The organism is Pseudomonas gregormendelii (genome assembly GCF_017114825.1).
Lineage (GTDB): Bacteria > Pseudomonadota > Gammaproteobacteria > Pseudomonadales > Pseudomonadaceae > Aquipseudomonas > Aquipseudomonas gregormendelii.
This window is the reverse complement of sequence record NZ_JADEVO010000021.1, coordinates 49,140-64,200: the sequence shown is the minus strand read 5'-3', so window position 1 is coordinate 64,200 and position 15,061 is coordinate 49,140. Positions and strand designations below refer to the sequence as shown.

The 15,061-nt window shown below is 60.1% G+C and carries 12 protein-coding genes; 5 read left to right on the top strand and 7 right to left on the bottom strand.

All coding sequences use genetic code 11. The annotated features are described in order from the left end of the window. Nucleotides 1-34: 34 nt before the first annotated feature. Nucleotides 35-2,908, top strand: a complete 2,874-nt coding sequence (gcvP, locus tag IMW75_RS15850) for an aminomethyl-transferring glycine dehydrogenase (protein WP_205893145.1) — start codon at nt 35-37, stop codon at nt 2,906-2,908. 110 nt (nt 2,909-3,018) lie between these two features. Here gcvP and IMW75_RS15845 read toward each other — a convergent pair whose 3' ends face one another. The 5 genes from IMW75_RS15845 to IMW75_RS15825 form a co-directional block, all read right to left on the bottom strand. After that, a complete protein-coding gene (locus tag IMW75_RS15845; RefSeq protein ID WP_205893144.1) occupies nt 3,019-3,336 on the bottom strand; it encodes a DUF2388 domain-containing protein in 318 nt (105 codons plus the stop codon). 68 nt (nt 3,337-3,404) lie between these two features. Next, a complete protein-coding gene (locus IMW75_RS15840; RefSeq protein WP_205893143.1) occupies nt 3,405-3,854 on the bottom strand; it encodes an NfeD family protein in 450 nt (149 codons plus the stop codon). 8 nt (nt 3,855-3,862) lie between these two features. Further along, nucleotides 3,863-4,783: an SPFH domain-containing protein gene (locus IMW75_RS15835; protein ID WP_045059637.1), complete on the bottom strand. Its 921-nt coding sequence runs from the start codon at nt 4,781-4,783 to the stop codon at nt 3,863-3,865. A gap of 112 nt (nt 4,784-4,895) precedes the next feature. After that, nucleotides 4,896-6,680, bottom strand: a complete 1,785-nt coding sequence (tfpB, locus tag IMW75_RS15830) for a type IV pilus assembly ATPase TfpB (RefSeq protein ID WP_045059636.1) — start codon at nt 6,678-6,680, stop codon at nt 4,896-4,898. Between the two features lie 90 nt (nt 6,681-6,770). Continuing rightward, complete coding sequence (locus IMW75_RS15825; RefSeq protein WP_205893142.1) at nt 6,771-7,109, bottom strand: hypothetical protein; 339 nt, start codon at nt 7,107-7,109, stop codon at nt 6,771-6,773. A gap of 127 nt (nt 7,110-7,236) precedes the next feature. Between IMW75_RS15825 and IMW75_RS15820 the strand changes: the two genes are divergently transcribed. Then, entirely contained in the window at nt 7,237-7,707 is a 471-nt protein-coding gene (locus IMW75_RS15820) for an Lrp/AsnC family transcriptional regulator (protein ID WP_045059634.1), read from the top strand. A gap of 73 nt (nt 7,708-7,780) precedes the next feature. Here IMW75_RS15820 and IMW75_RS15815 read toward each other — a convergent pair whose 3' ends face one another. After that, nucleotides 7,781-9,148: a CYTH domain-containing protein gene (locus IMW75_RS15815; RefSeq protein ID WP_205893141.1), complete on the bottom strand. Its 1,368-nt coding sequence runs from the start codon at nt 9,146-9,148 to the stop codon at nt 7,781-7,783. 156 nt (nt 9,149-9,304) lie between these two features. Here IMW75_RS15815 and argE point away from each other — a divergent pair, with 156 nt between their 5' ends. Beyond that, nucleotides 9,305-10,465 (top strand): acetylornithine deacetylase, encoded by a 1,161-nt coding sequence (gene argE / locus IMW75_RS15810; protein WP_205893140.1) that lies wholly within the window; start codon nt 9,305-9,307, stop codon nt 10,463-10,465. A 244-nt stretch (nt 10,466-10,709) separates the two neighbouring features. Continuing rightward, on the top strand, nt 10,710-12,008 hold the full coding sequence (gene argA, locus IMW75_RS15805) for an amino-acid N-acetyltransferase (protein ID WP_205893139.1): 1,299 nt from the start codon (nt 10,710-10,712) through the stop codon (nt 12,006-12,008). A gap of 98 nt (nt 12,009-12,106) precedes the next feature. On the opposite strand, the gene tauA is transcribed toward argA, so the two are convergent. Next, nucleotides 12,107-13,093 carry a taurine ABC transporter substrate-binding protein gene (tauA, locus tag IMW75_RS15800; RefSeq protein ID WP_205893138.1) on the bottom strand — a complete coding sequence of 329 codons (987 nt, stop codon included), beginning with the start codon at nt 13,091-13,093 and terminating at the stop codon, nt 12,107-12,109. 349 nt (nt 13,094-13,442) lie between these two features. On the opposite strand from tauA, the gene IMW75_RS15795 reads away from it, so the two are divergent. Beyond that, nucleotides 13,443-14,771, top strand: coding sequence for an OprD family porin (locus tag IMW75_RS15795; RefSeq protein WP_045059629.1), 1,329 nt, complete (start codon nt 13,443-13,445; stop codon nt 14,769-14,771). Nucleotides 14,772-15,061 lie beyond the last annotated feature (290 nt).

Sequence of the window (15,061 nt, the reverse complement as noted above, 5' to 3'; positions counted from 1 at the left end):
TCGACGCCGAGCGCCACTCAAGAGAGAGCCCGTCATGTCCCAGTTGCCGTCCCTGAGCCAGTTACGCGACCCCAATGCCTTCCTTCGCCGGCACCTGGGCCCCGATGCCGCCGAGCAGCAAGCCATGCTCGACAGCCTGGGCATCGGTAGTCGTGTCGAGCTGATCGAGCAGACGGTGCCGCCGGGTATTCGCCTGAACCGTGCTCTTGATCTGCCCCCCGCACTCGACGAAGAAGCGGCGTTGGCCAAGCTGCGCGGTTATGCCCGGCAAAACCAGGTCTGGACCAGCCTGATCGGCATGGGCTATCACGGAACCCTCACGCCGCCGGTCATTTTGCGTAACGTCCTGGAAAATCCCGGTTGGTACACCGCCTACACCCCTTATCAGCCCGAGATCGCCCAAGGCCGACTGGAGGCACTGCTGAACTTCCAGCAGCTGACCATCGACCTTACCGGGCTGGAGCTGGCCAATGCCTCGCTGCTGGATGAAGCCACGGCGGCGGCGGAAGCCATGGCGCTGGCCAAGCGCGTGGCCAAGTCGCGAAGCAACCTGTTCTTCGTCGATGAAAACTGTCATCCGCAGACTATTTCGGTGGTGAAGACCCGCGCAGAAGGTTTCGGTTTCGAGCTGATCATCGACTCGGTGGACAACCTCAGGCAGCACCAGGTCTTCGGCGCGCTGCTGCAATATCCCGACACCCATGGCGAAATTCGCGATCTGCGCCCGCTGATTGATCACTTGCATGCACAGCAGGCGCTGGCCTGCGTCGCGACCGACCTGTTAAGCCTGCTGATGCTCACAGCGCCGGGAGAACTGGGGGCCGACGTGGTGTTCGGCTCGTCCCAGCGATTTGGCGTGCCCATGGGCTACGGCGGGCCCCATGCGGCATTCTTTGCCAGTCGCGAAGAGTACAAACGGGCGATTCCGGGGCGCATCATTGGTGTGTCCAAGGATGCGCGCGGTAACGTCGCCTTGCGCATGGCCCTGCAGACCCGCGAGCAACATATTCGCCGCGAAAAGGCCAACTCGAACATCTGCACCGCCCAGGTCCTGCTCGCCAACATTGCCAGCTGCTACGCGGTCTACCACGGGCCTGAAGGGCTCAAGCGCATCGCCCAAAGGGTTCATCGCCTGACCTGCATCCTGGCTGCGGGACTTGAGCGCCACGGCATCATCCGTCTCAATCAGCACTTCTTCGACACTCTGACCCTGGAGGTCGGCGGTACCCAGACGGCGATCATCGAAAGCGCCCGGGCGGCGCAGATCAACCTGCGCATCCTGGGGCGCGGGCAACTGGGTCTAAGCCTGGACGAAACCTGCGATGAAACTACCGTAGCCCGATTGTTCGATGTGTTCCTGGGTGCCGATCATGGGCTCATCGTCGAGGAAATGGACGCGCAAGCCCTGGCGAGCGGTATTCCAGAGGCGCTGCTCAGGACCTCTCCCTACTTGCGCCACCCAGTGTTTAACGCCCATCACAGCGAAACCGAAATGCTGCGCTACCTCAAGCAGCTGGAGAACAAGGACCTGGCGCTCAACCAGTCGATGATCCCGTTGGGCTCCTGCACCATGAAGCTCAACGCTACCAGTGAAATGATCCCCATCACCTGGCCCGAGTTCGCCAACCTGCATCCCTTCGTGCCGAGGGAGCAGGCGGCGGGATATACGTTGATGATCGAGGAGCTGGAGCGCTGGCTCTGCGCGATCACCGGATTCGACGCTATTTGCATGCAGCCCAATTCCGGTGCCCAAGGCGAATACGCCGGGCTACTGGCGATTCGCAAATACCATGAGAGCCGGCAGCAGGGTGCGCGGGATATCTGCCTGATTCCCTCTTCGGCCCACGGTACCAATCCTGCTTCGGCGCAGATGGCCGGGATGCGCGTGGTAATCGTCGAGTGCGACGAGGCAGGTAATGTCGATCTCGACGACCTGAAAGACAAGGCCGCCGCCGCAGGGGACAAACTCGCCTGCCTGATGGCGACGTATCCTTCAACGCATGGTGTGTACGAGGAGGGGATCAGCGAAATCTGCGAAGTTGTCCACAGCCAGGGTGGCCAGGTGTACATGGACGGCGCCAACCTGAACGCCCAGGTCGGGCTGGCGCGCCCGGCCGACATTGGTGCGGACGTCTCGCACATGAACCTGCACAAGACCTTTTGCATTCCCCACGGCGGGGGCGGGCCTGGCATGGGGCCGATCGGCGTGCGGGCGCACCTGGCGCCGTTCGTGGCCAATCACCCCGTCGTGCCGATTGACGGGCCGCTGCCACAGAATGACGCCGTGAGTGCCGCTCCCTGGGGCAGCGCGAGCATTCTGCCGATCAGCTGGATGTATATCGCGATGATGGGGCCACAGTTGGCGGATGCCAGCGAGGTGGCGATTTTAGCGGCCAACTACCTGGCACAACATCTGTCCGGGGCTTTTCCTGTGCTCTACACCGGGCGCAACGACCGGGTTGCGCATGAATGCATTCTCGACTTGCGCCCCTTGAAAGCGTTGACCGGGATCAGTGAGGAGGACGTTGCCAAGCGTTTGATGGACTACGGTTTTCATGCCCCGACCATGTCGTTTCCGGTGCCCGGGACCTTGATGGTGGAGCCTACCGAAAGCGAATCGAAAGCGGAGCTGGACCGCTTTATCGGTGCGATGCTCAGCATTCGCGCGGAAATCACCGAGGTACAGAACGGCAACTGGCCAGCTGAAGACAACCCGCTCAAGGGCGCGCCACATACGTTGGCCGATATCACCGGGGTTTGGGAGCGGCCCTATAGTATCGAGCAGGCGGTGACGCCGGATGCCCATACCAAGGCGCACAAATACTGGCCGGCGGTGAATCGGGTGGACAATGTGTACGGCGACCGCAACCTGTTTTGCGCGTGCGTGCCGGTGGATGATTACCGCTGATAGACCCTTGGCACATGGGGCATCACAGAGGAATGTCACGGGGGACGCAGAGGTTGTGTCAGGCAAAAAAATGCCGCTCATGGGAGCGGCATTTTGTTCAGCCAACAGGCTTATTCCGAGGCAATGGCATTCTTCGCCAAAATCGCATTCGCCAGTTCCATGTCCGTGGCCTGCAGGCCAGGATTGTCGGCGCGGACTTTCTGCATGGCGGCTTCCAGGTACGGGCCGCGGATGCCGCCGTCGCTGGCGACGAAGCTACCTGCGTCATCTTGAGCCGCGACAACCAGCTTGTGATCCTTGAACGTCAGGTAAGTCGAACCGGTGGTGGCGCCGGACGAGATGACGTTACGCCAAAAGCTGTCGGCCATCGCCGATCCGACTGGAAGGGACAGCAAGGCGAGGGTAGCGACAGCAAACTTGAAACGCATGATGGGTGACTCCGCTGGATTAACTACCTCGTTTGATCGCCAATCTGGCAATCCAGTTCCGTGGTGGCTCACTCGGTAGGTTCAACCAGCAGGATCGCCCCTTGCTGCCCCGTCACCCGCACCCGACTGCCGGGGGCCGCATCGGGTCCGCGGGCCATCCACACGCCGTCGGCCACCTTGATCTTGCCGCGTCCGTCGACGATCGCTTCGTGCACGACAAAGGTCCTGCCGATCAACTCCTGCCCTCGCAAGTTGAGGTTCGGCTCGTCACTCTGGCGTACTGCGCTGCGCTGGCGTCGCCACCAGTACAGCGCCGTGGCGATCGAGAACAAGCCGAACAGCAGGAACTGCACCTCCCAGGACATCCCCGGTAGCAGGAAGGTCAGCACGCCAACAGCCGCGGCGGCCATGCCGATCCACAGCAGATAGCCGCCGGCTCCGAACACTTCAAGAATCAGCAGCAGCGTGCCGACGGCAAGCCAGTCCCAGAACGACAGATTTTGCAGGAATGCCCACATGGTATGCCTCAGGCCTTCTTGTTATCGAACGTCGCCTTGACGATTTCGCCGATGCCACCGACCGCACCGATCATCGAACTGGCCTCAAGCGGCATCAGGATCACTTTGCTGTTGTTGGCCGAGGCCAGCTTGCCCAGCGCATCGATGTACTTCTGCGCGACGAAGTAATTGACCGCCTGCACGTTGCCGCCGGCGATCGCTTCGGACACCACCTTGGTGGCCTGGGCTTCGGCTTCGGCTTGACGCTCGCGGGCTTCCGCTTCGAGGAATGCGGCCTGGCGACCACCCTCGGCTTCGAGGATCTGCGCCTGCTTCTTGCCTTCGGCCGTCAGGATCGCTGCGGCACGCAGGCCTTCGGCTTCGAGGATCTGGGCGCGCTTGATCCGCTCGGCCTTCATCTGCCCGGACATCGCGGCCATCAGGTCGGCGGGTGGGCTGATGTCCTTGATTTCGATTCGGGTGATCTTGATGCCCCACGGTGCAGTCGCCTCATCGACGGTGCGCAGCAGTTTTTCGTTGATCCCGTCACGCTGGCTGAGCATCGCATCCAGCTCCATGGAGCCAAGGACGGTACGGATGTTGGTCTGCAGGAGGTTGCGAATCGCGTGTTCGAGGTTGTTGACCTCATAGGCCGCCTGCGCCGTATTGACCACCTGGAAGAAGCACACCGCATCGATCTGCACCGTGGCATTGTCGGCGGTGATGACTTCCTGCGGCGGTATATCCAGCACGCTTTCCATCACGTTGATTTTGCGGCCGATGCGGTCCATGACCGGAATGATGATGTTCAGGCCGGGCTTGAGGGTGTTGGTGTAACGGCCGAATCGTTCGACCGTCCATTGGTAACCCTGGGGCACGACTTTGAAACCCATGAAAAGAATGGCGACCACCAGGCCGACAAAAAGCAGGAGCACGGTACCGATCTGCATAACAATTCCCTGTTGAGTGCATCAATGAATTCTCGACCGCAGAAGTGTAGCGGTGCAGGTCATGGATATGAACCGGAACCGGGCCCTCGCATCATCAAGAGACACAAAAGGGTTACTTCTGCTCGCTCTGTGGCGTGACCCGCAGCACCTCTTCGATGGTCGTCAGCCCCGCCGCGACCTTCTGTGCCCCGGATAATCGCAGGCTGCGCATGCCTTCCTTGAAGGCCTGCCTGCGCACCGCCAGCAAGTCGGTATCGGGACTGATCAGCGCCTTGATTCCGTCGGTCAGCTGCATGATTTCATACACGCCCGCACGTCCGCGGTAGCCGGTGTCACGACACTCCAGGCAACCGATGGCGCGCTGTGCGTTACCTGGCAGCGGTGCCTGCCATGGTCTGGTCAGTGTTTGCCAGTCTTCTTCGCCCAGGGCCAGCGGCGCCTTGCAATGCGGACAAAGGGTGCGTACCAGGCGCTGGGCCATGACGCCGAGCACCGTGGCCTTGATCAGGTAGTGCGGCACGCCCAGTTCCAGCAGGCGGCTGATGGCACTGGGTGCATCGTTGGTATGCAGCGTCGACAGCACAAGGTGGCCGGTGAGCGCCGCCTGGATCGCCATTTCAGCGGTCTCGAGGTCGCGGATCTCGCCAATCATGATGATGTCCGGGTCTTGCCTCATCAGCGCGCGCACGCCGGCGGCAAAGGTCAGGTCGATGTTGTGCTGGACCTGCATCTGGTTGAACGCCGGCTCGACCATTTCGATCGGGTCCTCGATGGTGCACAGGTTAACCTCGGGCGTCGCCAGCTTCTTGAGGGTGGTATAGAGCGTGGTGGTCTTGCCGGAACCGGTCGGCCCGGTGACCAGGATGATGCCGTTGGGCTGGCGGGTCATGTCCTGCCAGCGGCGCAGGTCTTCGGCGGAAAAACCCAGCTGATCGAAGTCCTTGAGCAGCACTTCCGGGTCGAAAATCCGCATGACCATTTTTTCGCCGAACGCCGTCGGCAACGTCGACAGGCGCAGCTCGACCTCACCCCCATCCGGGGTCTTGGTTTTCACTCGGCCGTCCTGGGGTTTGCGTTTTTCCGCAACGTTCATCCGGCCCAGGCTTTTCAGGCGGCTGACGATTGCCATGGTCACCTGCGGCGGAAATTGATAGACGTTGTGCAGCACACCGTCGATGCGAAAGCGCACGGTGCCCTGCTCACGCCGCGGCTCGATATGAATATCGCTGGCGCGCTGCTGGAAGGCGTACTGGAACAGCCAGTCGACGATGTTGACGATGTGCGCGTCGTTGGCGTCCGGTTCCTGGTCGCTGGCGCCGAGGTTGAGCAACTGTTCGAAGTTGCCCATGGAATTGATCTGCTGATCACCGGTGGTCGCGCCGCTGACTGATTTGGCCAGGCGGAAAAACTCCACGCTGAAGCGCTGGATGTCCACCGGGTTGGCCACCACCCGTTTGATCGGCAGCTTCAGGACATGGGTCAGGTCGGCTTCCCAGCCGTTGACGTACGGCTGGGCGCTGGCCACGGTAACGGCGTCGCGGTCGACCGAGACGGCAAGAATCTTGTGGCGCTGGGCGAACGCGTAGGACATCAGCGGCGTGATGGCCGCAACATTGATCTTCAGCGGATCGATGCGCAGGTAGGGTTGGCCGGCCTGCTGCGACAGCCACAGGGTCAGGCTTTCCAGGTCGAGATGTTTGCCGGGGCGGCTGAGGTCATCGAGATGCTGGCCGGCGATGAACTCCAGTGGGTGCAGTTGGCCATTAGCCGCGTGGCGCCGCCTGGCATTGAGTGCGAGTTCGGCCGAGTCCTGGCTGATAAAACCTTGGGCGACCAGTTCGCGCAGCAAATCATTGAGATCCAGCCAGCGGTCCTGAATGGCGAGTTGAACGGACATGCGGGCTCCTCATGAACAACAGTGCGCAAAGGATAGACGCGCAGCCGCCAATCGTTGGGCCACTACCCGACGAAGCCGTATCGAGGGGTTTCAGCCTGTCGCTTGAGCCGCGATATTCCAGGAGGAATCGGCGTTTTGCAGATCGACCGAGCAGACGCTGATCAGATTACGCAATTTTTCCGCTATCACCTCGGCACGATGCCAGCTCAAGCAATCAATGACGATATCCATCGACAACAAATCGTCGCTGCGCTGCACATTGACCTGGTGCGGGGTGAGGCATTGCAGGGCAAACAGATTGAGCGCGCGACACAGCAGGTCGGGTTCGGCCTCGGCCAGCAACTGGTAGTGCACGCGGCAATGGGCGGTACGGACGTTCCAGACATCGGGGCGCAAGTGGGGACTTTTTACGGCTTCGAGGTGAGGCATGGGGCAGGCTCCAGGATCAATGGAGGAATTTTTACATTCGAAGCCGGGTATTTCTTATCTATGATGGACCTATTTGGCGATTCTTCGAATCGTACAATTCAATTTAATAGGGTTAGCGGGTTTATTTATGCACAGTGATCTGGATGGCTACGACCGCAAGATTCTTGCCCTGCTGCAGGAAGATGCTTCGCTCTCCAGTGCGCAGATCGCCGAGCAGGTGGGATTGTCGCAGTCGCCCTGCTGGCGGCGTATCCAGCGGATGAAAGAGGAGGGGATCATTCGCGGCCAGGTGACGCTGCTGGATCGCAAAAAAATCGGGCTGAACACACAGATTTTCGCCGAGATCAAACTCAACGCCCATGGGCGCTCGAACTTCACCGAATTCACCGAGGCGATTCGCGGTTTCCCCGAGGTGCTGGAGTGTTATGTACTGATGGGTTCGGTGGATTTTTTGTTGCGGATCGTCACGGCGGACATCGAGGCGTATGAGCGGTTTTTCTTCGAGAAGTTGTCGATGGTGCCGGGGATTCAGGAGGTGAACTCGATTGTGGCGTTATCGGAGATCAAGTCGACGACCAGTTTGCCCGTGTTGCGGTGAAGCAAAAGATCGCAGCCTGCGGGGGAATGTGTATATCCGTAGGAGCTGCCGAAGGCTGCGATCTTTAACGATGTTACATTCGCAGCAACATTTTCCAGGCACGATTCTGATAAACCGCAATCGCCTGCTGCTTGCGCGCATCCAGGGATTCGTCGGTAATCGGCTCGTTGGCCAGTTGCGCCAGCTGTTTCAGCTCACCGTACAGGCGATCCATTTCCGGGATCTCCAGCACGCTGCGGGCATGGTGCAGCCAGGACTGGATGCGCTCGATGCGCGGCAGTTGCTCGGCGAGGTCTTCCGGTTGCTGCTGATAGCGCTGCAGCTGCAAGGACGTTGCCTCTTCGCCCAGCAGGCGTGGAAGCCAGCTGCCCAGTTGCGCCGCGCCCTGGCGATTGCCTCGTACGTTACGCTCGGCGGTCCAGGTACGGGCCAGCAACCAGCGCGAAGTGTTGAGGGAGAACAGACCCCAGCGCGGGTCTTCGAGCTCTTCCAGGAATTGTTCAGGCGCGGCTTTGCGCACATCCTCGTCATCCACCCCGGCCTGGACCAGTGGGCGCCAGTCTTCGAGCAACGCGTCCAGCGCGACTCGCAGGTCGTGGGTCGATTGACGCGGTGCGGCTTGCCCCAGGCTGCTGAGCAGTGCGCGCATTTCAGCCAGGTTCTCGACCCAGTCCTGCAGCAAACGCCAGTGGCCATTGAAGCGGTACTGCTCGGCCAGGCGCTGGCTACTGGCCAGCAAATGCCAGCACAGCGCGGCAAATGCGTCGTCCAGCGGCATTTCGGCGCTGATTTGCGGTGCCGGCAGGCTCAGTGAATAGCTGTTGGCGTCGTACAGGCGATAACCGCGCTCGGCCTTGCTGATGTCACACGGCATCAACGCCAGGGTTGCGGCCAGTTCGGCAGCCAGTTCCAGCAGAGCAGCAGGTTCGCCTTCGCGCAGTTCCAGTTCCAGCTCGCAGATTTCTTCTTTCTGCTTGCCGACCACTACATGGCCCAGGTCCAGCGCGGCTTCGATGACCACCTTGGTTTTGCCACGGCCCCAAGCGATTTCGGCACGTTCGCGAACGAAGTCGGTGGTGAAGATGGCTTTCAGGGTCTTCTTGTCCAGTTCGGCCAACTCTTCAGGCCAGCATTCGCCGTCGAGTTTTTTCACATCGAGCTTGGCTTTGGGCAGTTTCCAGTCGTATTCGTTACGCTCGGACAGACCGGCAACGCTGTGGCCGCGGGTCTTGAGGGTCTGAATCACTTCTTCGCCATCACGGCGCAGGCGCAGGGCAACCTTGGCGCGGGCCAGGTCGCGCTCAGGCGTGTCGAAGTACTGGTTCATCAGTTCACGGCGTTCCCAGCCACTTTTGTTGCGTTTTTTCAGTAGCGGGTGCTCGCGCAGAGCTGCGAGGGTTTCGCGGCTGACGCGGAGTTTGATTTCGGTTTCTTTCTGCATGGCCGGAAAATCCAGGATCGGGAGCGCAGCCGGGGGAATGTGTGGCTGCCAAGGCCGTGCAGTGTACAGGACTCGTCCATCCTACGCCCCGCGACGGTTTATTCCTGCCGCCAGATAGCTCTATGATGGACTTCAATTCGGGAGTTGGAGTCAGCGATGCCTTTGCCGTCCATGAAAGATCAGTTCGCTGCGCTGATCGCTGCACCGTCCGTCAGTTGCACCCAGGCCAGTCTCGATCAGACCAACCGCCCTGTCATCGACCTGCTGGCCACCTGGCTGGGCGACCTGGGTTTTGCCTGCGACATCCAGCAGGTCAGCCCCGGCAAATTTAATCTGCTCGCCAGCTTCGGTTCCGGTCCTGGTGGCCTGGTATTGGCCGGGCATAGCGACACCGTGCCGTTCGATGGCGCTTTGTGGCAGACCGATCCTCTGAAGCTGACCGAAGTCGACGGCCGCTGGGTGGGTTTGGGCAGTTGCGACATGAAGGGTTTCTTCGCTTTGGCGATCGAAGCCGTCATACCCTTGCTCGACCAGCCGTTCAAACAGCCGCTGCTGATCCTCGCCACCTGCGATGAAGAAAGCTCGATGTCCGGTGCCCGCGCGCTGGCCGCAGCCGGACGGTCGCTGGGGCGCGCGGCAGTGATCGGCGAACCGACCGGCCTGAAGCCGATCCGCATGCACAAGGGCATCATGATGGAGCGCATCGACATACTCGGGCAGAGTGGCCATTCCTCCGACCCCCGCCTGGGACACAGTGCCCTCGAAGCGATGCACGATGCCATCGGTGAGCTGCGTGGCCTGCGCTTGCTCTGGCAACGCGAGTTTCGCAACCCGCAGTTCGGCGTACCCACGCCCACGATGAACTTCGGGTGCATCCACGGCGGCGATAATCCCAACCGGATTTGCGGGCAGTGCTCCCTGGAGTTCGATTTGCGACCGCTTCCAGGCATGGACCCGAAGGCCTTGCGCGCGGAGATTTTGCAGCGGCTCATGCCGGTTGCCGAACGGCATCAGGTAAAAATCGATTACGCGCCGCTATTCCCTGAAGTGCCGCCGTTCGAGCAGGCTGAAGACGCTGAACTGGTACGCGTCGCCGAAAAGCTCACAGGTCACATGGCCGAAGCAGTGGCGTTCGGCACCGAAGCGCCTTATCTTCAGCGCCTTGGTTGTGAAACGCTGGTGCTTGGTCCTGGGGATATAGCCTGTGCCCACCAGCCGGGGGAATACCTCGAAATGTCACGTTTGCAGCCTACGGTGCATCTATTACGACAACTGATTGAACATTACTGCCTGACACCGGCCAAATCTGTCGGTTGAACGCTATCGCCGTAGGCGCTGCCGCAGGCGGCGATCTTTGATCTTGTTTTTAGGAGCAACATCAAAAGATCGCAGCCTGCGGCAGCTCCTACACCGTTCGCCGTGTAAATTGGCGGTCATCAATCCCGTATTCATGAGGAGAGCGCGCGTGTCGCCAAGCCTGTTCCGACGATAACCATCAGCCCGCTGTGCGTTGTTCCGTTTCGCCCATTTTTTGGCTGCTATTTATTACAGGCCCAGGTTCATGCCCGAATACGTTAATTGGCTTCGTCACGCTTCCCCCTACATCAACGCCCACCGCGATTGCACCTTCGTTGTCATGCTGCCCGGCGATGGCGTGGAGCATCCAAACTTTGGCAACATCGTCCATGACCTGGTGCTGCTGCACAGCCTGGGCGTGCGGCTGGTGCTGGTTCACGGCTCCCGTCCACAAATCGAAGCGCGCCTGGCTGCCCGTGGCCTGACCCCGCATTACCACCATGGGATGCGTATCACCGATGCCGCCACCCTTGAATGCGTGATCGATGCCGTCGGCCAGCTGCGGATCGCCATCGAAGCGCGACTGTCGATGGACATGGCGTCTTCGCCGATGCAGGGCTCGCGCCTGCGGGTGGCCAGCGGCAACCTGGTAACCGCACGGCCGATCGGCGTGCTCGAAGGGGTTGATTACCACCACACCGGTGAGGTGCGTCGGGTCGACCGCAAAGGCATCAATCGCCTGCTGGACGAGCGCTCCATCGTGTTGCTGTCGCCTTTGGGCTATTCGCCAACCGGCGAGATCTTCAATCTGGCTTGCGAAGACGTCGCGACCCGCGCCGCCATCGACCTGGGCGCCGACAAATTGCTGCTGTTTGGTGCCGACCTGGGCCTGATCGACGAAAACGGACGCCTGGTGCGTGAGTTGCGTCCTCAGCAAGTGCCGGCGCACCTGCTGCGCCTGGGCAGCAATTATCAGGGGGAACTGCTCGATGCCGCTGCTGAGGCCTGCCGTGGCGGTGTAGCACGCAGTCATATCGTCAGTTATGCCGAAAACGGTGCGCTACTGACCGAGCTGTTCACCCGCGACGGTGGCGGTACCCTGGTGGCCCAGGAGCAATTCGAAATCGTGCGCGAAGCGGCGATTGAGGACGTCGGTGGCTTGCTGGAACTGATCAGCCCGCTGGAAGAGCAGGGCATCCTGGTGCGTCGTTCCCGAGAGGTGCTGGAGCGCGAGATCGAGCAATTCAGCATGGTCGAGCGCGAAGGCATGATCATCGCCTGCGCGGCGCTGTATCAGATTGCCGATTCGGATGCGGGTGAGCTGGCGTGCCTGGCGGTCAACCCGGAGTACCGCCACGGCGGGCGTGGCGATGAACTGCTGGAGCGCATCGAAACCCGCGCCCGGGCCCAGGGCCTGAAAACCCTGTTCGTCCTCACGACCCGTACCGCCCACTGGTTCCGCGAGCGCGGGTTCGTGCCAAGCAGCGTGGACCGGCTGCCGTCGGCGCGAGCGTCGCTGTACAACTATCAGCGTAATTCGAAGATCTTCGAAAAAACCCTGTAACGCAATCCCCCTGTAGGAGCTGCCGCAGGCTGCGATCTTTTGATCTAAAAACAAGTCAAAAGATCGCAGCCTGCGGCAGCTCCTACGGGGGATCGCGTTTATTCCACGTATTTAGAGCTGACGTACGCCGAATAATCCGGCAGCACCGTCTCGACTTTGCCCTGTTCCTTCAGGAACTTCGCCGTCTCGCCAATCGCCTTGGCCGTGCCGCCCTCCAGCAGCGCGGTGGTCTGCTGTGCCTTGGCGTCCGGGAAAGCCGAGCCGGCCAGCAGTTCAGGCACATCGGTGGCATTGGCACCGGTCAATTTGGCGATTTTCTGCACCGGCACCGAATCGGCAGTCCAGCTGTCTTTATGCGCGGCGTAGTCGGCGAATGAGTCCAGGGTGACCTTGGCGAACCTGGCAATCACTTCCGGGTGCTTCTCGGCGTAATCCTTGCGCGCCACCCACACTTCGAAAGTCGGAGCGCCCCATTGGCCAACCTCGGCCGCATCGGTCAGGGTCTTGCCGGTCTTGCGGATTTCGCCCAGGGCAGGCGACCATACGAAGGCCCCGTCAATATCACCACGCTTCCAGGCAGCAGCAATTTCCGCCGGCTGCAGGTTCACCACCTTCACTTGCGAAGTACTCAGGCCCCAATGCTTCAGTGCGCCGAGCAGGCTGTAATGAGAGGTGGAAACGAAGGGCGTGGCGATGGTCTTGCCGATCAGATCTTCCGGTTTATTGATCCCGCTCCCGTTACGGACCACCAGCGCCTCGGCGGCATTGATCTGCGCCGAAACGATGAAGGCAACGATTGGCAGGTTCCGCGAAGCCGCGGCGGCCAGCGGGCTGGAGCCCAGATTCCCGATCTGCACATCCCCGGAAGCAATGGCCGTGACCACCTCCGGCCCGCTGTTGAAGCGTCGCCAATCGATTTTCTGGCCAATGGTTTTCTCATACAGGCCGTCGGCCTGCGGCACCTTGCTCGGATCAATCCCGGTCTGATATCCCACGGTCAGGTTGGCGGCGACGGCGTTAAAAGAAATTAAAGCCGATACACAAACTGTAACAATTGGGCTGGATAGTGCGCGCTTGATTGTCATGACCTGGTCTTCGATGAGAGGAAATGCGGATTTCCGTTAAATCTAATCGATCTAAAAAATGGCCAATAAATATCTTTTGGGAATTAGCTTATAGGCTTGCGTTCACCGGACCGCGCCTGTGGTCAGTTCCTAAAGGCTATTAAAAAACATCGGATGCTTCGTATTGGATTTATGCAAAGCGCATTTATCTGCCGACGCTGGATTCACGGGGATTAGACCATGGTCGTAGTCACATACGGTTACGATTGACTTGCAGGTCACGGTCTGGCGCTAATCGCAAATCCTAGGATCCCGGGCATTTGACCCAGGGCCAGGAATACAAAAATTAGAAACGAGAGGAGCTTAAAAAATGAACAAGTCCACCTTGGCCTTGGCCGTGGCCGTAGGGGTAATGGCGCAGCAGGCAGGCGCCGCCGGATTCATTGAAGACAGCAAGGCTTCCGTCAGTTCTCGCACCATGTATTACAACGCCGACACTCGCGAAGGCGCCGCCAATGATCAGCGCGAAGCTGCTCAGGGTCTCAAGTTCGACTACCTGTCGGGCTTCACCCAAGGCACGGTCGGCTTCGGCTTTGACGCCCAGGCGCTGGTCGGCATTCATCTGGACGGTGGTCGCGGTCATCACCCGGACAACAACTCATTCTTCCCAAGTGACACTGACGGCTCGGCATCCGACCCGTGGAGCCGGGTAGCCGGTAACGTCAAGGCACGTATCTCGAAAACCGAAGCCCACCTCGGTGGTGCCTTGCAACCGAGCATGCCGGTACTGATCGCGAACGACAGCCGCCTGCTGCCACAGACCTTCGAAGGCGGCACCATCACCTCGAAGGAAATCGACAACGTCACGTTCAACGCCGGCCAGCTCGAGCACGCCGCGGGTCGAGCGTCGTCGAACACCACCGGTCTGGCAGTCGCTGGCGGCACTGAAGAAAGCAACAAATTCCGTTACGGTGGTGCTGACTGGAAGGTCACCAAAGACCTGATGCTGCAGTACTACTACGCCAATCTGGAAGACTACTACAAGCAGCATTTCCTGGGCCTGGTACACGTCTACCCGATCAGCGCCACCCAGTCGTTCAAGACTGACCTGCGCTATTTCGACAGCAGCTCCGACGGCAAGAACGGTGATGCGGGTTACCGCTTCAACAACAACGGCGGTTATGCGAAGAACCCGGGCGAGGTGGATAACCAGACCTGGAGCGCCATGTTCACCTACACCCTGGGTCCGAACGCATTCTTGCTGGGCCATCAGCGAGTCAGCGATGACGGTGGTTTCGTCTACCTGAACCAGGGCAGCGTGGTCGACGGCAATGGTCGCAACGAAGGAGCCGGCGGTTCGAGCTTCTACTCGTTCACCGACGCCATGATCAACGGCTTCGTGCGTGCAGGTGAGAACACCACATTCGGTCAGTACACCTTCGACTTCGCATCCCTGGGCGTTCCAGGCCTGAAGGCCTCGGCCGCTTATCTGCGCGGCGAGGACATCAAGGCCACCAACGGCGTTGGCAAAGACCAGACCGAGTGGGAGCGCGACCTGCGCGTGGACTACGTGATTCAAACCGGCGCGCTCAAGGGGTTCGGCACGACCCTGCGTCACGGCACCTACCGCGGCGACACCAACATCTCCGCGCAAGACCAGACCCGCGTGATTTTCAACTACACCTATAGCTTCCTGTAACACCCAACACGGAAAAAGCCCTGCCAGCTGGCGGGGCTTTTTTTCGGATTTTTCTTATATTCAAATTAGGTCTTACTATGTAATTTATTATTCTTTTTAGCTTTTAACGCGAAGCCCTAAAGTGCGTCCCGCTGGGGCCGATACCGGTGGCCTGACACGATTAAATGCCATCCGTTATTCCTGAATGGCATTAAAAGAATGAAATTATTTTTTATCCGTTTACCATGCGGGCCCCATTTCCCTTGGTCAGACGCCCGGGGTAGACGCATCACGCGATGACCCGTGGTTTG